This is a genomic window from Mesorhizobium sp. ZC-5 (assembly GCF_025753855.1).
Taxonomy (GTDB): domain Bacteria; phylum Pseudomonadota; class Alphaproteobacteria; order Rhizobiales; family Rhizobiaceae; genus Neomesorhizobium.
Window position 1 is genome coordinate 82,845 of sequence record NZ_JAOWPT010000017.1, and the last position, 22,453, is coordinate 105,297.

The following is a 22,453-nucleotide window of genomic DNA, read 5'->3' on the forward strand; positions in this document are numbered from 1 at the left end:
CCAACCTATTCGCCCCAGACGGCAAGTTCGTTGCCAGCGGGATCGATGAAATGGAAGCGGCGGCCACCTGGGAATTCGAAGATCGGCTTGGCTATTGTGCCGCCTGCCGCCTCGACAGCCGCCAGCGTGTCCTCGAGGTCTTCCGAAAAAAGCACCGGCAGGGGTTTTGCCGATACCTCGCCACTATCCGCCTGGAACCCCCCCTCCAACCCTTCATCGAAGGCCGAATAGGTCGGGCCATAATCGGTGAACGACCATGAAAAGGCAGCACTGTAGAAGGCTTTGACGCGATCCAGCGTACCGTGGGCGGCAGGCATTTCCAGATAATCGAGCTTTCCAGTCTGTTTCATCGATACACCCATTTGTTCTCTTTATGTTCTACGAAATTTCGAATCGAAACGCAAGTTGTGCATGGCGCCAGCCTTGCTAATCGATTCGAACCCGCTTTGATCTTTTCGCCGGGTTGCCTTTCGCAGCGCAGCATCCTATCGCTCGCCCGTCCGGGCTTCGTCCGTGACATGAAATCCAGCTTGCGGTCGTGAGGAGCATGCATGACGAAGTGGGTCTATACCTTCGGAGACGGTGCCGCGGAGGGCCGCGCGGGCGACAGGAACCTGCTTGGTGGCAAGGGCGCCAACCTCGCCGAGATGTGCAGCCTGGGGCTGCCGGTGCCGCCCGGTTTCACCATCCCCACCGAAGCCTGCAACTGGTATTATGCCAACGGCAAGACGTATCCGGGGACGCTGAAAGCCGATGTCGGCGTCGCGCTCGAGCAGGTCGGCAAGCTGACCGGTCGGCGATTTGGCGATCCGGAAAAACTGCTTCTCGTCTCGGTGCGCTCCGGAGCGCGGGCATCGATGCCCGGTATGATGGACACGGTGCTCAACCTCGGCCTCAATGACGTGACCGTCGAGGCGCTGGCACGCGATTCCGGCGACGAGCGCTTCGCCTATGACAGCTACCGGCGCTTCATCCAGATGTATTCCGATGTCGTCATGAACCTCGACCACGAGGTGTTCGAGGAAATCCTCGAGGAGGAAAAGGCCAGGCTCGGGCACGAACTCGATACCGAACTCTCCGCCGCCGAATGGCAGGAGGTGATCGCGCTATACAAGGCGAAGGTCGAGGAAGAACTCGGCAAGCCCTTTCCGCAGGATCCCCAGGAGCAGTTGTGGGGCGCCATCGGCGCTGTCTTCTCTAGCTGGATGAACCATCGCGCGATCACCTACCGCAAGCTGCACGACATTCCCGAAAGCTGGGGCACCGCCGTCAATGTGCAGGCCATGGTTTTCGGCAACATGGGAGACACCTCGGCCACCGGGGTAGCCTTCACGCGCAACCCCTCCACCGGCGAAAAGAAACTTTACGGCGAATTCCTGGTCAACGCGCAAGGCGAAGACGTCGTCGCGGGTATCCGCACGCCGCAGAACATCACGGAAGCGGCGCGCATCGCCGCTGGTTCCGACAAGCCGTCGCTGCAGAAGCTGATGCCGGAGGCATTCGCCTCGTTCGTCGACATCTCCGAGCGGCTGGAAAAGCACTACCGCGACATGCAGGATCTCGAGTTCACCATCGAGCGCGGCAAGCTGTGGATGCTGCAGACGCGATCCGGCAAGCGGACGGCGAAGGCGGCACTCAAGATCGCCGTCGAAATGGCCGCCGAAAAGCTGATCACCAGCGAAGAAGCGATCACCCGCATCGATCCGGCATCGCTTGACCAGCTCCTGCATCCGACCATCGACCCGAAGGCCGAGCGCAACATCATCGGCGTGGGCCTGCCGGCCTCGCCCGGTGCGGCCACCGGCGAGATCGTGTTTTCGTCCGACGACGCCGAGGATTTGAAGGCGCAAGGCCGCAAGGCGATCCTCGTCCGCATCGAGACAAGCCCGGAAGACATCCACGGCATGCATGCCTCGGAAGGCATCCTGACGACGCGCGGCGGCATGACCAGCCATGCGGCCGTGGTCGCCCGCGGCATGGGCAAGCCTTGTGTTTCCGGCGCCGGTTCGCTGCGCGTCGACTACAAAACCGGCACATTGATGGCGATGGGAACGACGCTCAAGAAGGGTGACATCATCACCATCGACGGCTCCAACGGACAGGTGCTCAAGGGCGCCGTGGCAATGCTTCAGCCCGAACTTTCCGGTGATTTCGCCGCGATCATGGAGTGGGCCGACAAGGCGCGCCGCATGAAGGTGCGCACCAATGCCGAAACGCCGGCCGACGCACGCATGGCGCGCTCATTTGGCGCCGAGGGCATCGGGCTTTGCCGCACCGAACACATGTTTTTCGATGAAGATCGTATCGTCGCTGTGCGCGAGATGATCCTCGCCGACAACGAAAAGGAACGCCGTACCGCTCTCGACAAGCTTTTGCCGATGCAGCGCTCGGATTTTTCCGAACTCTTCGAAATCATGGCCGGACTTCCGGTCACCATCCGCCTGCTCGACCCGCCGCTGCACGAATTCCTGCCGAAGACGGAAGCCGAGATCGCCGAAGTCGCGGCCGCGATGAATGTCTCGGCCGAAAAGCTGCGCCAGCGCACCGAGGCGTTGCACGAATCCAACCCGATGCTCGGCCATCGCGGCTGCCGGCTGGCGATCTCCTATCCGGAAATCGCGGAGATGCAGGCGCGCGCCATTTTCGAGGCGGCGGTAGAGGCAGCGAACAAGACCGGTGCCGCAGTGATGCCTGAGGTGATGGTGCCGCTGGTCGGGCTCGTCGAGGAACTGGATTTCGTCAAGGCGCGCATCGACCAGGTGGCGAAAAGCGTGATGCAGGAAACGGGCGCCAAGATCGACTATCTCGTCGGCACGATGATCGAACTGCCGCGCGCCGCCATCCGTGCCGAGGGTATCGCAAAAACCGCCGAGTTTTTCTCCTTTGGCACCAACGACCTCACCCAGACGGCTTTCGGCATCTCACGTGACGATGCTTCTTCGTTTCTGGAGAGCTACCGCCAGAAGGGTATCATCGAGCAGGATCCGTTCGTGACACTTGATATCGACGGTGTCGGCGAACTGGTCCGTATGGGGTGCGAACGAGGCAGGATAGCGAGGCCCGACATCAAGCTCGGCATCTGCGGCGAGCATGGCGGCGATCCCGCCTCTATCCACTTCTGCGAGGAGGTGGGCCTGGACTATGTATCGTGCTCGCCCTTCCGCGTGCCGATCGCCCGGTTGGCCGCCGCGCAGGCAGCGGTGAAGAAAGGATAGCAACGTCGTTCGAAGTGCTAGTGGCGTCACGCCTACTCATGTCCAGCGGGAATCGGATCTGTGCCGCAGGCGCCTTTTCGGCTGCGGCAACTTCGCCGGCCAAGTGCGCCCGGGAGCGATTGTGCTTTTCCCTCACTCTCAATATAAGACGGGCCGTCGACTCGACCCGTCGGCCATTGGGGCGTCGCCAAGTGGTAAGGCATCGGTTTTTGGTACCGACATTCCCAGGTTCGAATCCTGGCGCCCCAGCCATTCCAATTTTTCTGTTCCATTCTCCGGTGCATGGCATTCTAGGGATTTTTTTAGGGGACTTCGGCTGTCGACCCTATTTGCTTCGCTCCTGGAGGGAGCCGGCTTTTCGTGCTTTGGCGCGATGTAGAACCGCATCCACAAAGAATTGCGGAACGTCCCGAGACTTTTCCAATCGGGATCAGGAAATGCACCGAGGCTCCAAGAGCGAAAAGCTCGTCGAGTTGATTTGCGCCAGATCCGCGTATCCCCATGACTGCCAGCGGCACCTTCGACGTCGCGTCATAGGCCTGACACATCACCGCATCCGATCATATGCTCAAAGACGCGAATGGTACTTGCATGAAAAACGGGGTATCCACATGGAGCCTCCGACCAACCTGACGCGGTTCAGAGTGCTGCTGAAGACTAGAGCGATTACACCTGCAAGCCGAGAGATCAAAATGCACGAGAGGGCTGTAGTGCCGAATTCGACTACCGAGGCGTCGAATTCTTCGAGGCTGCCACCCGCCGTCACCTGACGACGAGCAAAATCAATAGAAGAGCTATGTTCAGCGCCAGTGAAACTTGGAAGCAGCGGAGGTGTAAACTGGATCCGGCACAGGTGGTGTTTTTCGGAGAGAAATTGTCAACGCGTGCAGCCTCCTGCGCCAACTCATGGGAGACATCGAGCGAGCGCAAGACACTGTAGAGCTCTCCGTAGACCACGGCCATTGTCGTCCTCCTGGCGAAATTTGCGTCGAACAGGCCGCGTAAACGGCATAAGCCTACTGTAGCATGGCAATTTTGCGATACAAATTCGAGAGCAAGTGAACTTGCATCCGCGCTCTATCCCGCTCCTGATCTGTAAGCACCTTGCGCTTCAAGCGCAGGTTCGGAAACAAGCGCATCATAAGTGCAAGGATTGCGAAGTCAGTCATAGTCGGCTTCATGTGCATTTCCTTTATCCTCTGATTGAATATCCAACTGCATAGCTCGCTTTTGCGGTCTAGTAGGCAAACTAGATTTAAGGGACGCGGCACGTTCCTTTTCTTGCTTCTGATTCTCTTCCGCCCTCGCTCGTACTTTCTGCCGCTCCAGTTCGGCTTCTTCTGCGTGCTGTTGCCTGATCAGCGGCATTTCCGTACTCGAAACCGTAGATATCGAGCTGCTGTGCCGGTGACTCTGCTTCGGCGGTTGGGCATATTGTATGAGGACCAAGTTGCCTTGGTCATCATACGCGTAGTCATGATGGGCAGGCATGAGTTTCTTCGCTAAATGTCGATGACATATTGGGATGCAGACAGCATTCTAGATGGCTTGCTGAGAATTCTGTGTGCAAGGCGCGGGGCGCCGAGAAACAATCATCTCACGTTTCTTGATATTCCTGTAGACAATAAGTGACATATCCACTTAGCCATCCATGAAGTCAAGCGATAATGTCACTTATCGTCTGTAGACTGATCGTCGGCTACGCTCAACGCTGTCGATGTGGACATTCGTGAACGCCTAGCCCGAAATTTGCGCAGGCTGCGGCAGCAGAAAAACCTGTCGCAGGAGGCTTTCGCACACGACGTAGGGATCCATCGCACGTACATATCCGACCTTGAACGTGGCGCCCGGAATCCGACCGTAACCATCATCGATAAACTGGCACGGTTCCTAGATGTAACGCCCGGGACGTTGTTGGACGAGTAGATACACAACGTCACGCCGCCCGATATGCTCCTATCCTATGCAGTGTCGAGTGTAGAATACGATGCCCGATGGCAGCTTTCCGATTGTGTTGAAGAAGGCGACGGTGAAGCTGGTAGCTCTGCCGCCTTCCTGAGTTTTATTTCCGGGTGCGATGACAAAGGTCTCCTGGTGGATCCGATGGCGGCGGAAGACGGCGATGTCGAGCACGTCATAGATGGGGAAAGAGTCTAAAAAGACGATGGGATGGGGCTCGATTTTGGCCTTGATGATGGGAATGAGTGTGGTGCGCCGGCAATCCGAGCCATCGTTGTATAGACCCGGCCCGCCGTGCTTGAGGATGTCAAAAACAGCTACCTTTCCCGCTGCGCCGCGGCCGCGATTGCCCTTTCGGTGACCGAAGTAGCTCTCCCTTCGGTGTCGCCCACGATCGACGACTCATTCTCGATCTGCTTGGCGACGATCTCCCCAACCGATGATAGAACAGGGCAACGGAGTTCTTGTTGACACCGACCAGTTCGACGGCGGTTCGCGTCGGCGTCCGGCAACGAATGCTCGCTTAGCCGTGCGGTCTGATTTGCCGAGAGTCCTCATCGCAACCGGTTCAACGTTCTGCTCAAGGACGGCTTCACGTCCCCGCGGGTTGCTCACCCGCCCTACGACGTAACCGAAACAGCCCATCTCAGCGCCTACAATTTCGGTCGCCCCCTTCTCAATTCAATCAATCATAGATTTAAATAAAGCGCCATAAATCAACCATAAGTAGCCTCATGCGCGCGTCGGCGACCAGATTGCATTTGGGCCGAGGCGGTTCCAGCACGTCGCCGATCAGCCGGTCGCAGACGTGGCGCAGTTCTGCGTGGAAGTGCGGACGCAGTCAGGGATGACGATGTGGTCCTGGAGCTCTTCCGGCATCTGGCAAGACATCGGGCATCAGGACGATTGGGCGCCGGTGGCGGGCAGTGAACATCTTGGCGTACTCCTTGACCCACTGGATCATTCTCAGGTGCGACGTGAGTGGCTTGTGGTTTGCATAATTCCGGCCTGCCAGGCGGAGAGCGGTGACCAAAAATTGCAACGGGTTGCAACGAATTCGCGGACAACTTCCTGGGGGAATTTGTAACGCGTTACAGCTGACGCGACGCACTGGATCATTCCCCAGGTGCTGCGTGAGCGACTTGTGGCTGCCCGCCAGGCGGAGAGCCGGCGACCAAAAATTGCAACGCGTTGCAACGAATTCGCGGACAACTTCCTGGGGGAATTTGTAACGCGTTACAGCTGACGCGACGCACTGGATCATTCCCCAGGTGCTGCGTGAGCGGCTTGTGGCTGCCCGCCAGGCGGAGAGCCGGCGACCAAAAATTGCAACGCGTTGCAACGGGCGAATTCGCGGACAGCGTACCTGGGAAAATTGCAACGCATTGCAATTGACGTGATGTACTGGCTTATCCCCCAATGCGGCCTGAATGACCTGTGGTTTGCATAGCTCCTGCCCGCATGGCGGAGAAGCCGGTGACCCAAAAATGCAACGGGTTGCAACGGGCGAATTCACGGACGCCTACCTAGGGAAACTGCAACGCTTTGCAACGTATGCCTCCGGTGAGAGCCGCCCTGTAGCTGAGGGCGAACGTTGGAAGTCCCAGAGGTAATCCTAGGAGTAGCCCTATGACGATACCGCGAGTGGAGGTGATCACGTCGGTTGAGAGAAGGAAGGCTTGGTAGCGTTGTCGTTCGAGCCCGGCGTGTCGGTGTCGGAAGTTGCGCGATCAGCGGGCATTCACGTCAGCCAGCTCTTTCGATGGCGTAAGGACCTGTGCGATCGGGTCGATGCCAGTTCATCGCAATTGGTGCCGTGGAGATCGTTCCGGCTGCTACCGTGTCACCCGCGTTGATGCGCCGGTGCCATCGGCCTCTCCCGGCCGACGTCGCCGCAAGAGCGGCATCAGATCGAACTTGGCGGCGGGCGCTGCGTCCGCGTCGATCGAGACGTGGATGCCGAGGCGCTGCGGCGCGTTCTGGACGCAATCGGCTCGCGATGATCCAGGTTCCGAGCGGTGTGCGGGTGTGGCTTGCGACAGGCCACACCGACATGAGGAAGGGCTTTCCGGGCTTGGCGCTGGTGGTGCAGGAGACGCTGAAGCATGATCCGCACAATGGTCACCTGTTTGTCTTCCGCGGTTGCCGCGGTGATCTGATCAAGGTTCTGTGGCACGACGGCCAGGGCGCCTGCCTGTTCTCGAAGAAGCTTGAGCGCGGCCGCTTCATCTGGCCGTCGCCGGCCGACGGCGGGGTCACGATCACGCCGGCGCAGCTCAGCTATCAGCTCGAAGGCATCGACTGGCGCATGCCGCAGAAGACCTGGCGGCCGACGGCGACCGGCTGACGATTTTGGCCTTGCACATGGTGGTGGAGGTGAATCTATCGCCCTGTGTCCGCTGCTGAATCGCTCCCTTCCGACCTCGCCGCCGCGCACGCGATGATCCTCGCGGAGCGCGCCGCACGCGTCGAGGCCGAAGCGCTTGCCGCCCGCGCGGCGGCGGTCAGTTCCGGGACGGAGGCGCTGATTGCACAACTGAAGCTGGAGATCGAGAAGCTCAGGCGCGAGCTCTACGGCAGCTGCTCGGAACGCAAGGCCAGGCTGCTCGAGCAGATGGAACTACAGCTCGAAGTTCTGGAGGCGGATGCAACCGAGGACGAGTTGGCGGCGGAGCAGGCAGCCCTCCAGTCACAGACTGTTCGCACGTTTGAGCGCCGGCGCCCCTCGCGCAAACCGTTCCCGGAGCATCTGCCGCGTGAACGCGTCATCATCGCCGCGCCCGAGAGCTGCCCCTGCTGCGGGTCGACCAAGCTGTCGAAGCTAGGCGAGGACGTTACCGAGACGCTGGAGGTGATCCCGCGCCAATGGAAGGTGATCCAGACGGTGCGCGAGAAGTTCGTGCCGGCAGTGCGAGGCGATCAGCCAGCCACCGGCGCCGTTCCACGTCACGCCGCGCGGCTTTGCCGGGACGAACCTGCTTACCATGATGCTGTTCGAGAAGTTCGGCCAGCATCAGCCGCTGAACCGGCAGAGCGAACGTTATGCCCGGGAGGGCGTCGATCTCAGCCTGTCGACGCTAGCCGATAAGGTCGGCGACTGCGCGGCGGCGCTGCGTCCGCTGCATTCTCTGATCGAGGAGCATGTGCTGAAGGCAGAGCGCCTTCACGGCGACGACACCACGGTGCCGATCCTGGCGAAGGGCAAGACCGATACCGGCCGAGCCTGAGTTTATGTCCGCGATGATCGCCCTTTCGGTGGGGCATCACCACCGGCAGCTCTGTTCTACGCCTCACGCGACCGGTCGGGCGAGCATCCCGAGCGGCACCTGAAGCAGTTCATCGGCATTCTGCAGGCCGATGCCTATGCCGGTTACAACCGGCTCTACCTCTCCGCCCGGAAGCCCGCACCAGTGACGGAAGCGCTCTGCTGGAGTCATGCCAGGCGCAAGTTCTTCGTGCTGGCCGACATCGCCGCCAATACCCGCCGGGGAAAGACCGCGCCGGCGATCTCGCCAATCGCCTTCGAAGCCGTCAAACGCATTGATCTCCTGTTCGACATGGAGCGCGACATCAATGGTATTGGCGCAGCCGAACGCCTTGCCGTGCGTCAGGAGCGGAGCGCGTCGCTCGTCGCCGAACTGGCGGCGAAGGGGCCCAACTCTCGCGCCATGCGCCCGCCGCACAGGCGATCGACTACATGCTCAAGCGCTGGAATGGCTTCACACGCTTCCTCGCAGAGGGCGCGTCTGCATCACGAACAACGCGGCCGAACGGGCGCTGCGTGGCCTGGCTTTCGGCAGAAGTCCTGGCTCTTTGCCGGCTCCCAGCGCGGCGCCAATCGCGCCGCCGTCATGTATACGCTGATCGCAACCGCCCGCCTCAACGACGTCGACCCGCAGGCCTGGCTCGCCGACGTGCTCGCCCACATCGCCGATACGCCGCAAAGCCGGCTGAGCGATCTCCTGCCGTGGAACGGGCGCCGATCCACCGTCACGGCGAGAGCAGCCTGGCCGCGGCCCTCACCGGACGCCTACGTTGCACCTGACGTGGCGCACGTGGATCTAGCGCCCAGGAGCGGCGTGAGTGGCTTGTGGTTTGCATAGCCCGACCCGCCATGCGGCGAGCGGGTGACCAAAATTGCAACGGGTTGCAACGGGCGAATTCACGGACGGCGTACCTAGGGAAATTGCAACGCGTTGCAACTGACATGCTCCCTGAATTGTTCTGGCTTTTGAGTTTAGCTTGTTCCCCACCGACGGCAGCATCGAAATAGACCCCTGCGCGAGCATGCCATTCTTTGAGCGCAGAAGCGATCCTCCCGCAGGGGGACGGCGTACCTAGGGAAATTGCAACGTGTTGCAATTGACATGCTCCCTGAATTGTCCTGGCTTTTGAGTTTAGCTTGTTCCCCAACGACGGCAGCATCGAAATAGACCCCTGCGCGAGCATGCCATTTTGTGCCATCGGTTTCGTTCCCGCGCTGTCCATCGCCTATCTTTGAGCGCAGAAGCGATCCTCGCGCAGGGGGGACGGCGAACCAGTCCATCACATTAAGAAAGATTTTGAAACGCTGCGTATCCGGCCTTTCCAGCGTGGATATGCGGGTTCACATGATCGCCAGCCAACGCCTGCGCGTGTAATGTAGAGAAAGGATCTGGGGGAGCCGAGACCGTACGTTGAAGTTGCCGGGCCGTGCTGGAAAGAAAGAAATCCCGATAAAGGGGGATGGCTCCACCTGGAGCCGCTCGCTGCAGTTCCTGCTCGGCGCGACGATGGTCTCGCTGATCGTCCTGGTTTCGGCGGCCCTGGTCGGCTTCGACTACTACCGAGCGCGGAATTCGGCCATCGAGGATGCCAAGGCCGAAATGCGGATCTTCTCCGATCGGCTTGCTGACCGTTTCGGCGTTCTTTCAGGCCAGACCGTCACGTTCGTCGGCGTGATCTCCTCCATCGCCAACGCGTTCCTCGTGCCGCCGCCGGAGCGCCTCGACGACAAGATCGCATTGCTACGGGAATTCATCGGCCGGTCCGCACAGGTCGACGGAGCGTATGCCGGCTATCCCGACGGTTCCTTTTTCCAGGTCGTGAACCTGAAGGAAGAAGGCTGGCGCAAGGCACTCCGCGCGCCCGACGATGCGGCGCTGGCTGTCCGGGTTGTCGCGGTGGAAGGCGATAAGAGAACCCAGCGCTGGCTCTTTCTTAATGCCGCCGGAGCGACGATCAGGGAATCCCCGGCGACGCCTACCGACTTCGATCCCCGCACGCGCCCCTGGTACAAGGCGGCCGCAAACATCGACAGCGCCGTCTCCATCGGCCCTTACCAGATGGCGACCACCGGCAACCTCGGAATGACGCTCGCCCAATCGCATCGGGGAAACCGGCAGATCGTAGTCGGCGCCGATATCATCCTCGACACGATAACGGACTTTCTTGCGGCCGAACGCATGTCCGCCGACACGATCGCCTTCATCGTCGACACATCGGGCAATCCGGTCATTCACTCCGACCGGAAGGTCATGAGCCGATTGATGCTCACTCCCGGAGAAGCCAAATCCCTGCCTCCGGCCGAGCCGGATCCGCTGATCGACAGCATCCGGTCCGACGATTCTTGGACGAGCGAACCCCGCTTCATCGATGTGAACGGTCGAACCTTCATGGTCCTGCTTACTCCGATAAAATCCGGAGTGCTCCTGGAACGGCATAGGATGGCGGTGGCTGCGCCGCTCGACGAGTTGACGGCCCCGGCCAACCGCGCGCTTCTACAGGGGCTGGTCATCTCGGCCGGCGTCGTGGCGGCGGCAATCGCGCTTGCCCTGCTGCTTTCGCATGTGATCACAAAATCGCTCGAGCGCCTCACCGAAAGCGCCAACCGCCTGCAGAACCTCGATTTTGCCACGCCGATCGAAGTCGCCTCGCATGTACAGGAGATATCGACCCTCGGCGGAGCGATGAACAGGGCGCGCGACGCGATTTTCACCTTCGCTCTCTATGTCCCCAAGGAATTCGTCCGCAAAAGCGTGCAGGCCGGATATTTTACCGGCAGGTCGGCCAAACGGCAGGAAGTCACGGCGCTTTTCACGGATATCTACGACTTCACCACGATCAGCGAAGGCCATTCTCCGGAAGAGGTGGTCGCCATGCTGTCGGAATATTTCGACATCCTCGACGAGGCCGTGAAGACGCACGAAGGGTCCATCATCCAATTTCTCGGCGATTCGATCTTCGCGATGTGGAACGCACCGATCCCGGATTCGAACCACGCCAAACACGCCTGCAAGGCAGCGCTCGCCGCCGCGCAAAGTCTCCGGCTTTTCAACGATGCACAGGTAGCCAAAGGCCTGCCGGAATTTCGCACCCGTTTCGGCATCCACACGGGTCAGGCGGTCGTCGGCAGCGTCGGCGCGCAGGAACGGCTGCAGTACACGGCGATGGGCGACACCATCAACGTCGCGTCACGGCTGGAAGGCATCAACAAGGTCTATGGCACGACCATCCTCTCCAGCGCTGCCGTGGAGCAGGCATGCCGGCATGTTATCGAGTTCAGGCCGCTGGGGGTCGCTCAGGCGAAAGGCCGTGCCGAAACGCTGGAGGTCTATGAGGTCGTGGGCGCCCGCTCTGACGCAAGGACGGCCAGCCACGAAAAACTGGCCGTTCCGACATAGCCAACTTGCGTCAAAACGGCTGGCACCTGCGTTCACCAACCCGATTCACATCGAACGGTGAAGATCGGAACTGGAAAGCGCGGCTGCGCTGGCGCTGGCCGTAAACGTTGCTCCCGCACTGTTCCGGTGTAACGAGATCGCCATCTCATTTTTTCTCCGGCGGATAGATCGTGTTCCAGTCCGATTTCATATCCACCACGATCCAGCCACGGCTCCCGGCCTCGTCCAGCGCCTTGTCGAGCTTGCCGACATGGGATTGGCGGTCGTAGGCCCATTCGCGTTCGGCATCGGTATGGTGGACGATCAGTCCAAAACGCAAGCCTTCATTCAGCGTCGTCCACTGCAGCATCTGAAGATCACCGTCCGAATTCCCGGCGGCAAACAGCGGGCGCCGGCCGATGAAGCGGTTGATGCCGACCGGCTTGCCCGGACCGTCGTCGACGAACTCGATCTTCGCTTCCTTCGTGAGCGAGGGCTTATCACCTTCCAGTTTGTAGGTGACGACACCCGACGAACCGACGACCTGTTCTGGCGGAATGCCGTAGGCTGCCTCCACCCACGGCCGCATGAACTCGACGCCGCCGCCGGAGACGATGAAGGTCTTGAAGCCATTGGCGCGCATATAGGAGAGCAGTTCCACCATTGGCCGGTAGATCAGTTCGTTGTAGGGGCGCCCGAACTTCGGATGACGTGCCGTCGCCATCCATTCCCTGACCGTGTCGGCGAACTCCTGCGTTGTCATGCCGGCATGGGTCACCGCAATGATCTCGCCAAGGCCCTTTTCTCCAGACGTGAGGACTCCTTTGATGTCGCCAGCGAGGAGCGACTTGAACGGTTCGGTGTCCTTCCACTCGGGGTGCCCGGGCGCCATGGCTTTTACACGGTCGATGGCAAAAGCCAGTTGGAAGTACATCGGTTGCTCGGACCAGAGCGTGCCGTCATTGTCGAAGACGGCGATGCGCTCGGCCGGCGCCACATAGTCGGCACCACCTTCCATGGTGGTGCGGTTGACGAAATCGGTGATGGCGGCCTTCGCCGCGCCGTCGTTCCAGGAGGGCAACGGATCGACCTGCGCGAACACCAGGCCGGGTGCGGCGAGCAGCGCCAGCAACAGGAAGAGTGGAAGGAACTTGCGGCTCATGTCAGGCTCCTTTGGGCTCCGCCGGCTCGTGCTGGCGCTTGCGGACCTCCTCCAGATCGCGGTCGAGGAAGTAATTGAGGAAGGTGCGGATCACCGCGATCACAGCTATGCGGCCAACCGCCTCCCATTCCGTCGTGATGGAGGTCTCGATGATGTCGGCGGCGAGTTGGAACGTCAGTCCCGCCACCAGCCAGCGGGCATAGCGCAGCCAGATATCGCGCCGCTCGTGACCGGTCGGCGATGACAGCATTGCCCGCATTCCGCCGAAGAAGGCCTCGATCGTGCCGACAAGCACTATGATCAGCGCCAGTATATCGATCAGGACGATCGCGTTTTCGGTGATGATGACCAGCCATTCCTTCACGGTGCTCTCCCCGGCGCAAACACCGTCTTCCAGTCGTTCTTCATGCTGACGACGGTGATGCCGTACTCCCCGGCATTGTCGAGCGCCTCGGCCAAGGGGCTCAGCCGGAAGTCGCGGTCGTAGGCTACCTCCCGCACGTCATCATCGTGGTGGATGAGCAGCGCAAGCCGCGCGCCGACACCGGTTTTTACATAGCGCAGCATGGCGAGATCGCCGTCGGAATTGCCGAAGGCCAGAATGGGACGCCGGCCGATATGCAAGCCGATATTGGCCGGCTTCACTTCACGGTCGTCGAAGCTGTTGAGTTCGGAAACCTTCATCACCACGGCGCGACCATCCTGAAGCTCGTAGCGCAGCCTGGCGGACGAACCGATCACCTGCTCGCGTGGGATGCCGTAGGCGTCTTCCGCGAAAGCCCGGATAAGGTCGATGCCGCCGCCCGAGACGATATAGGTCTTGAAGCCGTTGGCGCGCAGATATTCGAGCAGTTCGACCTGCGGCCGGTAGGTGAGATTCTGGAACGGCCGCCCGAATTTCGGATGCTTCGCCGACGCGAACCATGCTTTCGCGATCTCGTCGAACGCCTCCTCGCTCATGCCGGAATGGGTGGCGAAGGCAAGTTCCATCAGCCCCTGCTTGCCCTGTTCATGCAGCGCCTTGAGGCTGTGCTCGAGCAGCGCCTTGTAAGGCTGGCGGTCCTTCAGCGACGGGTCCTTCGCGGCAAGCTGCTTCACCCTGTCGATCAGGAAGAAGACCTGCGGCTGCATCGGCTGTTCGCACCACAGCGTGCCGTCATTGTCGAAGGTAGCTATGCGCTCGGCGGGCGGCACGAAATCCGGCCCGCCCTCCTTCGTGACGCGCGCAACGAAATCGAGGATTGCGGACTTTGCCGCTCCGTTGTTCCATGAGGGGAGAGCCTGATTTGACATCAATTGGCCGCTTTCGGTTCCGGGAACGTCCAGCTGCCATCGAGGATCGCAGCCTGCGGCCGGTAAAGCCTGACGGTATAGTTCCACCCCTGCATGATCGGCAGGCAGTTCGCCACCTTGCCGTCGCAGCCGCCGAACTGGATGTCGATCGAGCCATCCTCGTTCTTCTTGGCTGTTATGTCGTTGAGCGAATAGGCGTTGTGCTCGTTCTTCTCGTAGTAGCCCTCGGCATTGTAGAGGCTGACCGACCAGAAGCCGTCGACGGGAACGTCCCTGACATTGAGCTTATAGACGGTCGTGCCGTCATTGTTGGGTGGCGTGATGTTGAGATAGAAGGCATCCTTGTCGGGATTGCCGCCCCAGCCAAGCGCTGTCCCGATTAAATGGCGGATCGGATCGACCTCGTCCTTCTTGCCGAACGCATTCTTGAAGTCCGGCATTGTCGAGCCGAGCACCAGCAGCGCGTCGCGCACTTTCTTCTGGCTGGCCGGATCCCAGTCGGGCACATCGAAGCTGCCCGCACTCGCCTGCTCAACCTTTATCGCATCCTGCAATGCGTGAACCCTCTTTGCATCTTCGGGATCGGCCGGATCGACCAATGTGCGAACTCCGGCCATCGCATAGCGTGTGCCAACCTTGTCCTTGTCGAGCATGTAGCTGCCGGCGCCGTAAACCACCTCTGGCACGTAGTGGTTTTCGCTGATCACCTGCATCGACATGAAGCGGTCGCCTGCGTCGGGCAGCGTGATCGTCACAGGACCGGCATCGAGGTCAAAAACTGCGGCGGAATAAAGCGTATCGCGATTTGCGCGGATTACAGCCTGATGATCGATCTGCATCGGCTCGCGGCGGTGATGGAATTTGCCCGGCCCGCCGGCGTCCTTGATCGCGTTGCCGAAATAGAGGTCGGATTCCGCGACCTGGAAGTTGTCGACGGTGACCGGTTCGGCAGCAAGCAAGATCGCAGGGCATCCGGTCGCAGCGACCAGCATTCCTAGGGAGAGCGCAGCAAAGCTCGTTCGCATATCGATATCCTCCCGCTCAGTTAACACGCTCAAGCGACGGGGCTTTCCATTTGCCATCCAGCGCTTCCTCTTTCGGCCAGTAGAGCCGCATAGCCATGAAGAACGGGCCTTCCGGCGCCGGTAGCCAGTTGGCTTCCTTGTCCGCTCCCGGGCTCTCATTTTGGATGTAGAGCGTCAGCCCGCCGTCAGCGTCCTTCTTTAGGTCGGGCAGCATGTCCGAATTGATGAGATAGCGGTTCAGCTTGTTGGCCGACAGCAGGCTCTCCGGCATCTTGTACATCGTCAGCGACCAGAAAGCGTTGACCGGCGGCAGCCCGTCCGGCGCGAAACGCATGGTGTAGCGGTTCGCGCCCGACGTCGGCTGGTGCCCGGCGTCGGTGAAGTAGGCGGGATACATCGCCTCTTGTTTGGAGTTGCCATAGATACCGAGCACCGCGCTCGACATGCGGCTGAGATAGTCGCCGTTCAGATGTTCGCGTGTTCCAAAACCGTCGCCGCTTGTCTTCTTGCCCGTATCGAGTTCGGTTTCCTTGAAGGTCTTGAACGCCGCCCAGGCGTCAGCCATGCCGCCTTCAACCGCGGCGCGTGTCTCAGGCGACAGCGCATTCGGGTCGAATGTCTTGCCGCCCTCGATGCCGAGTTTGGCGAAGCGCGCCCTAATGTCGGTCTCGACCGGATTGACCGGGGTGAACTGCAGCAGGAAGTTCAGGACGTTGAAAAATTCCGGCGAGGTTTTCTGCTCGTCGGGGGTCAGCGGCTTCCTGAAGTCGATGGCGGGTGCGGCCGCGGGCGCGGGCTTTCCGAGAAATGCCGAAAGCGGCTCGACCTTGTAGCCGGCCTGTATCGACTTCACATTCTCGATGTCGTCGGGACCGAAGAGCTGCGTGCGATAGAGCACGAAAACCAACTCGGTTTCCGAACGAATGATGTCCTTGATGCCCTCCGGCTTCTCCCCTTGCCAGTTCGGCCCTGCGAGCAAGAAGCTGCCCGCGCCGTTGCCGGTCGCCCGGCTGCCGACATAAGCGAAGTTGAAGGTGTACATGTCGATGAACTGCAGCGAGTAATATCTTCCCTGGTCGACTTCCGGCACCGTGAAGACGAGCGGCTCGGCCCTGAGGTCGGCGCCCACATAGGAATAGGGCGTATCGGAATTGGGAGTCTGGATCGCCTTGTCGTCGGGTGTGTAGACGCGGGCGTTGTTGAAAATCTCGTTCCAGGGGGCCTTGTATTCAGGGCTGCCCTTATCGACGAAATACGAGTGCTGAACGCGGTAGCTGTCCACCATCGGGAAGCCGTAGATGTAGGCCTCTTTTGCGATGGCCCGCGCCTCATCCGGCGTAATGTCGGCCGCCCGCGCGGTCGATTGAAGAGCCATCGTCGCCAGCGGCGCCGACGACAGAAGCAGCATCATCTCTCTGCGGTTCACGGCACGCTCCCGATCTCACGGTTACGACACTTGGCTGGGCGGCGGGATCGCTCCCGCCGCCCCGCGAATTGTCAACGACCGCTGCCAACCGAATCGCGCATGGTCTGCAGCGCGTCGTCGATCGTGAAAGTGTTGGGTTTCTGGATGGGCGGGAATTCTTTGAACGTGTCCGCCCATCTCGCCGCGATCGTCTGGGCGGCAAAGATGAGGTAGTCGTGATAGAGGAACCAGTCGTAATACGAGTTCGAGGTAATATCCGCGAATTCGTAAGGATCGGTCCTCAGATTGTAGAGTTTTGGCACGCGAAGCTTTGTGAATGGCTCCGCCCACACTTGCAGCGTGCCCTTACAACGCTGCTCCATAAAGACGATCTTCCAGTTGTCATACCGGATCGCCAGCACATCACCGTCGTCGCTGACATAGACGAACAGCTGGCGCGGGCACTCTTTTTCCTCGCCGGTCAGGTAGGGAAGGAGATTGTAGCCGTCGATGTGGTTCTTGTAGGTACGGCCGATCGCCTTGTAGCCCTTCTTCAGCTTGTCCGACACGTCCGGATCGCCGGCCAACGCAAGGAAGGTCGGGAACCAATCGTGGTGCTGAACGATGCCGTTCGCGACAGAACCCGGCTTGATATGGCCCGGCCAGCGCACCAGCAGCGGAATGCGGAACGCGCCTTCCCAGTTTGTATTCTTTTCCGAGCGGAACGGCGTCATGCCGCCGTCCGGCCAAGTGTTCCGATGCGGGCCGTTGTCGGTCGAGTACATGACGAAGGTGTCATCGGCGATCCCAAGCTTGTCGAGATAATCGAGAACATCGCCAACGTTCTTGTCGTGGTCGATCATCGTGTCGTGATACTGCGACTGCCACCGTCCGGCCTGCCCCTTGCTCCCGGGCTTGGTATGCGTGAACAGGTGCATGTGGGTGAAGTTGAGCCAGACGAAGAACGGCTTGCCCGCATCATTCTGGCGCTTGATATAGTCCTTGGCGGCCGCGGCGAAATCGTCGTCGCAGGTTTCCATGCGCTTCTTGGTCAGCGGACCGGTGTCCTCGATCTTCTGCTTGCCGACCTTGCCCCAGCGCTCCTCCACCGTCGGGTCGTCCTTGTCGGTCGCCCATGACTTCATGACGCCGCGCGGACCGAAGTTTTTCTTGAAGTTCGGGAAGTCCTTTTCCGGCGGGTAGTCATACATCTCCGGCTCTTCCTCGGCGTTCAGGTGGTAGAGGTTGCCGTAGAATTCATCGAAGCCGTGATTGGTCGGCAGCATGTGGTTCAGGTCGCCGAGATGGTTCTTGCCGAACTGTGCCGTCGCATAGCCCTGATTCTTGAGCGCGGCAGCGATTGTGATGGCCTTGTCGGTCATCCCGATGGGCGCGGCCGGAATGCCGACCTTCGACAGGCCGGTCCGAAAAACGCTCTGCCCGGTGATGAAGGACGAGCGGCCCGCGGTGCAGGACTGCTCGCCATAGCTGTCGGTGAACAGCATGCCTTCCTTGGCAAGTCGGTCGATATTGGGCGTGCGATAGCCCATCAAACCGTGGGTGTAGCAACTCAGGTTCGATTGTCCGATATCGTCGCCCCATATGACGAGGATATTGGGTTGCTTTGTCTTCGGTGATTTAGCCATTCCACTGCCTCCTTGTTGTAGCGGACCGATCCAGTCCGGACCGCTTTCCGTGGTCTACTGTTGCCGCCCATTCGGAAGGCTCATACGAGTTCTCCCTCGATGGGCATTGTCGAGCTTTCGTTTCCGGACGAATCGAGGCGAGAGGCCATCGACGCATCGATGACAATAAGGTCGTGCTCCCACAGCTTCCTGAAGAACACCGGCGTCAGATCAGCGATGTTTTCCTCGGAGGCATTCCGTTCGATCTCACCGAGCGTCCGCTTTCCGTCGATCTGAGCGAGCAGCAACGCCTCGCTGGAAGTGATGGGTAGATACAGGTCGGAGTGCTTGTGACCCGGATTCAAAAGTACGGCAGCGGCGTCGGCGGGTAACCGTTCCCGAACGGTCCTGGTCCACGGCAAGCGGACCGGCACATAGTTCCGCCACCGCTCGCCCGAGAAACGAATAGGTTGCGCCGCCTCTGCACGATCGTTGCGATAGGCGACGAAGCTGTGTTGTGTGATGGTGCCGCGGAAAAGCTCAACGGCTGAATGTTGTTCGGGCTCAGGCAACTCGGCGATCCGCGTGGCATGCGGCGTGCAGGCAACGACGCCACATTGCGGAAGATAGGGGGCCTGTTCGAACCACCGGCCGAATGACATGCCGCAGCGGTCAAGCCACTCATGGATCTGCGCAACCGTATAGGCACGATCCTGAGGATGGAGCAGCGCATCGGCTAGCGCGTCGGGCTGTGAGAAATCCTTGACCCTGTGCAGAAGCGGAGCCATCGGATGATCGTCGGGCAGATACTCTATCGCGCTGCTCAGTGAGCTTAATTCCCGATCCGTCGGCTTGATTTCGAGCAGACGGCAATACTCCTGCATCATGTAGATGCCAGCGCGCCCATAGCTTGCATAAACCATGATGTGCATCGCGCCATCGGGGCTAAGTACGTCGCGCAACGATCGGAGCCCCTGGTCAGGGTCTGGAAGGTGGTGCAGCACGCCAGTGCAGATGATCTGATCGAAAGTCTGCTCAAGCGACGAGACATCGAGAATCGACAGTTGCCTGAGTTCGAGGTTCTCCAGTGCATACTTCTGCTGAAGCCCACGCAGGTGCCCGAGACTTGTACGGCTGATGTCGATCGCGGTCACTCTTGCGTTGGGCTCGCGCATGGCGACCTTCGCCGCCTGGGATGTTCCGCATCCCGCGACAAGAATCCTCTGATGCCCACCCAGCTTTCCGCCAGGAAACATAAGCAGGGAGCGTGCTCGCTGCCCTTCTGGGCTCCCTAAAACCTCACGATGTTTATCCAGGCTGGTGAGCGGTGCTGGATAAGGCATTCGTTCGTAGAAAGACTGGACGTCCTCGGGTTTCATGATCGGTCACCCATCTCCCTGACCTCAAATCGTGCCGTGGGAACCGCCCCCCTCCGGGAGCATCATGCTGATAACCGCGAATGACTTCGCCATGTTACGTTCCCTTCCTTCACTTGGTTCAGAACAGAAGGCCCCGCAGGTTGGCCATGATCACGCTCACGGGAATGGCGAGCAGCACCACCGGCACGAATGGAATGAGCATCGCGACCACCAGCATCGCGAGGTCCTTCAGGCTCACCGGCACGAAGTGCAGCGACCCGACATTGGCTACGACCTGGTAGAGATCGGTCAGCGCGGACGAGTCCGGCTGTTCCAGTATTTCCCCGTCGGCATGATCAGCCTTCAGCCATTTGGCCTCGAATGCATGTCCGGCCCGGGCGGCGAGTGCTCCGTATTCGAGCATGCCGTGACGCCAGGCCCCCATCAGCGAGGACGTGAAGGCCAGCAGCGGCGCAACGAAAACGACGAGCAGCACCGCCGCCAGTCCGATGTTGAAGTAGAAATTCTGTGTCGGGGTCGCGTCTCCGCCAAGAACGAGTTGCGCCGAACGGCCCGCCGCCACCATCATCACGGCCATACCCACGATTGAAAAAGCGCGCACCGATTGCCCGAGAAAGGCGAGACCGGCGCACCGGTCGGGATGGGACGCGATCAGCCGGAGTTTCAGCCTGGCAACCGATCGCAGCAGTTGCGCCCAAAGCACCACCCGCCACAGCCAGCCCAGACAGAGCGCAAGAAGCAGCGGCAGGCTGACCAACGCATGCCACCAGCCCGCCAGCGACAGCATCGTCCGATCGGCGGATAGAGCCCATGCCGGCAGTTGTTCGTAGGTGTACGTGAGGACTGTCGCCATGCTGACGCAATAGGCGAGGATGACAACGACGACCTCGGCGACGGTGCTCCGCAGGCGCGCCTGCGCCGACGCTATCGCCTGGTCGAAGGCAGCGCGATCCGCGTCCGCGACAAGGCCGCCGTGGACGAAGTTCGCAAGGATGGTGCCCAGTTGTGGTGCACAGAACCTCTCGGCCAACACAAACAGCGGCACCGCGACCAGGTAGCGCGCATGCAGCCCAACTTCCGCCAGTACGGAACCCAGACGGCCAGCGGGATTCCAGAGTTCCTGCAATGCAGCCAGCAAGACGAGCGGCAACCAGGCGAGCACTCCAAGCGCAATCGCCCGCCACCACACGTCGATCGCGAGTCCTGCCTGCATTGTGATGGGAGGCGCGCGTTCGAACAAAGGAGCGAGGTCTTCGGCCGCGGCGTCGACCGCCACGTAATCCGCCGGGCGGTGTGACACATTCCGCGTCATCGCCGGCCTGCTTGGCCCTGATGGCAGCGATCTGATGACGGCCGCATGGCTCATCCTGGCTCCGCCTTGTGTCGGCGCGGACCGATGCCGCTGCAGAGTTGGCGGGAAAGTCCGCTCATCCGAAGGGTCCCACCTGGAACATCATGCTGATGACCGCGAATATGCCGAGCAGCAGCAGCAGCACGGCCGCGATCAGCGTCATCGAGGGCGGGAAGCGGCTCTCCGCGTGGATCAACCCTTCAACCCGCATCGCATCGCGCTCGTGACGCAGCCCGATCATAAATTGCAGGTGATAGGCGATGCCGACGACCAGCATGACGATGCCGAGCAGGACCAACGTAATGCCGAAGTTACGCGGCGAGGCAGCATGCGTGATCGTGCCCGCATCACGCATCTTCTCGAAGAACTGAAAGATCGTAAATCCGAAGCTGATCAGCGACAGCGAGGTGCGGATCACCGACATCAGCGTGCGGTCGGCGCTCATGCGCGTGCGCTGGAACGACATTCCCGTGCGCCGCTTCGACATCTCCGTCCGCTCGGTCGAGAGATCGGTGCGGAACATCGACAGGTCGGTACGAAACTCCGAAAGCGACGTCCGGTGCTCGGAGAGACCCGTTCTGTGATTGGAAAGGCCAGTACGGTAGGCGGAATATTGAACCGATGCGATGTCCGACTTCGATTCATCGACCTTGGGAATCGGTGGAACCGGAGATTCCGGCAGGTGCGCGGGCCGCTTCAGATCGGGCCGCTCCTTTGCTAGTCCAGTTGCCATGCAGCCTTCTCCTCAACCATGCTCTTTGCGGCCCCGCCACCAGCTCGCGAGGCGCGAAAACGGGCCGCGCAGCAGCAGATAGGGGACAAATGCGAGGGCGAGCGTGATGACCACCATCTCGCCGGGGTAGAAGGTTTTCAGCACCGTGTACTGATAGATGCCGTCCATCGCGAGGCCGAGCAGGATGATGCGGCCGGTCGACAGCACCGCCTCGTTGAGCAAGTCGGAGCGGTCGCCGCTTCCCGACAGCAGGCGCTTCAGGTAGGGTGCACGGCCCTGGCTGGCATCCTTGACCCCGTCGTGGAAAGCGGCAATCGCGGCCATGACCGGCTGCAGCACGAAACGGAACGACATGGGTCCGCCGGGCCGCTCGACGATGTCGTGCCAGAGTCGCCGATGGACCTCGGCCGAAAACCCATAGATCAACAAAGCCAGCGCGAGCAGTATCGCGACCGCTACGATGGCGACACGCGCCGTCAGAACTTGCGAACGGGGCGCGGCCTCGGTCATCGGTGCACCCCCCTGTCCCTGACCACGCATCGGAAGCCGACATGGCTCATTGAGGTGTCGACGGGTTGCGCGTGGCGTGCGGCGGGGCGGTAGCGGCGGCAGTAGTTGGGCGCGCATAGGTGCGAGCCGCCCTTGACCACCCGCCTGGGGATGAG

General features: G+C 60.7%; 19 protein-coding genes, 1 tRNA gene and 1 pseudogene. 7 read left to right on the plus strand and 14 right to left on the minus strand.

Annotated features, from left to right (window positions below; all coding sequences use genetic code 11):
• Positions 1 to 5 precede the first annotated feature (5 nt).
• Entirely contained in the window at positions 6 to 350 is a 345-nt protein-coding gene (locus OHD58_RS27855) for a VOC family protein (RefSeq protein WP_263806871.1), read from the minus strand.
• Between the two features lie 201 nt (positions 351 to 551).
• Here OHD58_RS27855 and ppdK point away from each other — a divergent pair, with 201 nt between their 5' ends.
• Both ppdK and OHD58_RS27865 read left to right on the plus strand, forming a co-directional pair.
• The gene (ppdK, locus tag OHD58_RS27860) at positions 552 to 3,215 is read left to right on the plus strand and encodes a pyruvate, phosphate dikinase (protein WP_263806872.1); all 2,664 of its coding nucleotides are present in this window, start codon (positions 552 to 554) and stop codon (positions 3,213 to 3,215) included.
• 177 nt (positions 3,216 to 3,392) lie between these two features.
• A tRNA-Gln gene (locus tag OHD58_RS27865) sits at positions 3,393 to 3,467 on the plus strand.
• 510 nt (positions 3,468 to 3,977) lie between these two features.
• Here OHD58_RS27865 and OHD58_RS27870 read toward each other — a convergent pair.
• Positions 3,978 to 4,178 carry a hypothetical protein gene (locus tag OHD58_RS27870; RefSeq protein WP_263806873.1) on the minus strand — a complete coding sequence of 67 codons (201 nt, stop codon included), beginning with the start codon at positions 4,176 to 4,178 and terminating at the stop codon, positions 3,978 to 3,980.
• Positions 4,179 to 4,376: 198 nt separating this feature from the next.
• Positions 4,377 to 4,583, minus strand: a complete 207-nt coding sequence (locus tag OHD58_RS27875) for a hypothetical protein (protein WP_263806874.1) — start codon at positions 4,581 to 4,583, stop codon at positions 4,377 to 4,379.
• 351 nt (positions 4,584 to 4,934) lie between these two features.
• Here OHD58_RS27875 and OHD58_RS27880 point away from each other — a divergent pair, with 351 nt between their 5' ends.
• The 5 genes and pseudogenes from OHD58_RS27880 (at position 4,935) to OHD58_RS27900 (ending at position 11,836) form a co-directional block, all read left to right on the plus strand.
• On the plus strand, positions 4,935 to 5,141 hold the full coding sequence (locus OHD58_RS27880; RefSeq protein ID WP_263806875.1) for a helix-turn-helix domain-containing protein: 207 nt from the start codon (positions 4,935 to 4,937) through the stop codon (positions 5,139 to 5,141).
• Positions 5,142 to 6,853: 1,712 nt separating this feature from the next.
• Positions 6,854 to 7,030 (plus strand): transposase, encoded by a 177-nt coding sequence (locus OHD58_RS30840; protein WP_412177305.1) that lies wholly within the window; start codon positions 6,854 to 6,856, stop codon positions 7,028 to 7,030.
• A gap of 143 nt (positions 7,031 to 7,173) precedes the next feature.
• On the plus strand, positions 7,174 to 7,521 hold the full coding sequence (tnpB, locus tag OHD58_RS27890) for an IS66 family insertion sequence element accessory protein TnpB (protein WP_263806876.1): 348 nt from the start codon (positions 7,174 to 7,176) through the stop codon (positions 7,519 to 7,521).
• Between the two features lie 93 nt (positions 7,522 to 7,614).
• Positions 7,615 to 9,163, plus strand: a pseudogene (gene tnpC / locus OHD58_RS27895) (IS66 family transposase); the annotation flags it as partial.
• 687 nt (positions 9,164 to 9,850) lie between these two features.
• Entirely contained in the window at positions 9,851 to 11,836 is a 1,986-nt protein-coding gene (locus OHD58_RS27900) for an adenylate/guanylate cyclase domain-containing protein (RefSeq protein WP_263806877.1), read from the plus strand.
• Between the two features lie 145 nt (positions 11,837 to 11,981).
• Here OHD58_RS27900 and OHD58_RS27905 read toward each other — a convergent pair whose 3' ends face one another.
• The 11 genes from OHD58_RS27905 to OHD58_RS27955 form a co-directional block, all read right to left on the minus strand.
• A complete protein-coding gene (locus tag OHD58_RS27905; RefSeq protein ID WP_263806878.1) occupies positions 11,982 to 12,977 on the minus strand; it encodes an HAD family hydrolase in 996 nt (331 codons plus the stop codon).
• A 1-nt stretch (position 12,978) separates the two neighbouring features.
• On the minus strand, positions 12,979 to 13,341 hold the full coding sequence (locus OHD58_RS27910) for a DUF1622 domain-containing protein (protein ID WP_263806879.1): 363 nt from the start codon (positions 13,339 to 13,341) through the stop codon (positions 12,979 to 12,981).
• The gene (locus OHD58_RS27915; RefSeq protein ID WP_263806880.1) at positions 13,338 to 14,270 is read right to left on the minus strand and encodes an HAD family hydrolase; all 933 of its coding nucleotides are present in this window, start codon (positions 14,268 to 14,270) and stop codon (positions 13,338 to 13,340) included. Before OHD58_RS27915 ends, OHD58_RS27910 begins: the two co-directional genes overlap by 4 nt.
• Entirely contained in the window at positions 14,270 to 15,262 is a 993-nt protein-coding gene (locus OHD58_RS27920) for a DUF1254 domain-containing protein (RefSeq protein WP_263806888.1), read from the minus strand. The genes OHD58_RS27915 and OHD58_RS27920 overlap by 1 nt, the downstream gene beginning before the upstream one ends.
• Before the next feature lie 49 nt (positions 15,263 to 15,311).
• Positions 15,312 to 16,706, minus strand: coding sequence for a DUF1254 domain-containing protein (locus tag OHD58_RS27925; RefSeq protein ID WP_263806889.1), 1,395 nt, complete (start codon positions 16,704 to 16,706; stop codon positions 15,312 to 15,314).
• Between the two features lie 86 nt (positions 16,707 to 16,792).
• Complete coding sequence (locus OHD58_RS27930; RefSeq protein ID WP_263806881.1) at positions 16,793 to 18,346, minus strand: arylsulfatase; 1,554 nt, start codon at positions 18,344 to 18,346, stop codon at positions 16,793 to 16,795.
• 80 nt (positions 18,347 to 18,426) lie between these two features.
• Positions 18,427 to 19,704, minus strand: a complete 1,278-nt coding sequence (locus tag OHD58_RS27935) for a class I SAM-dependent methyltransferase (protein ID WP_263806882.1) — start codon at positions 19,702 to 19,704, stop codon at positions 18,427 to 18,429.
• A gap of 118 nt (positions 19,705 to 19,822) precedes the next feature.
• On the minus strand, positions 19,823 to 21,016 hold the full coding sequence (locus OHD58_RS27940; RefSeq protein ID WP_263806883.1) for a hypothetical protein: 1,194 nt from the start codon (positions 21,014 to 21,016) through the stop codon (positions 19,823 to 19,825).
• A gap of 115 nt (positions 21,017 to 21,131) precedes the next feature.
• Complete coding sequence (locus tag OHD58_RS27945) at positions 21,132 to 21,788, minus strand: YidH family protein (RefSeq protein WP_263806884.1); 657 nt, start codon at positions 21,786 to 21,788, stop codon at positions 21,132 to 21,134.
• 12 nt (positions 21,789 to 21,800) lie between these two features.
• Positions 21,801 to 22,298: a hypothetical protein gene (locus OHD58_RS27950; protein WP_263806885.1), complete on the minus strand. Its 498-nt coding sequence runs from the start codon at positions 22,296 to 22,298 to the stop codon at positions 21,801 to 21,803.
• On the minus strand, positions 22,295 to 22,453 hold a 159-nt coding region (locus OHD58_RS27955; protein ID WP_263806890.1), incomplete at its 5' end, for a formylglycine-generating enzyme family protein. The genes OHD58_RS27955 and OHD58_RS27950, both read right to left, overlap by 4 nt.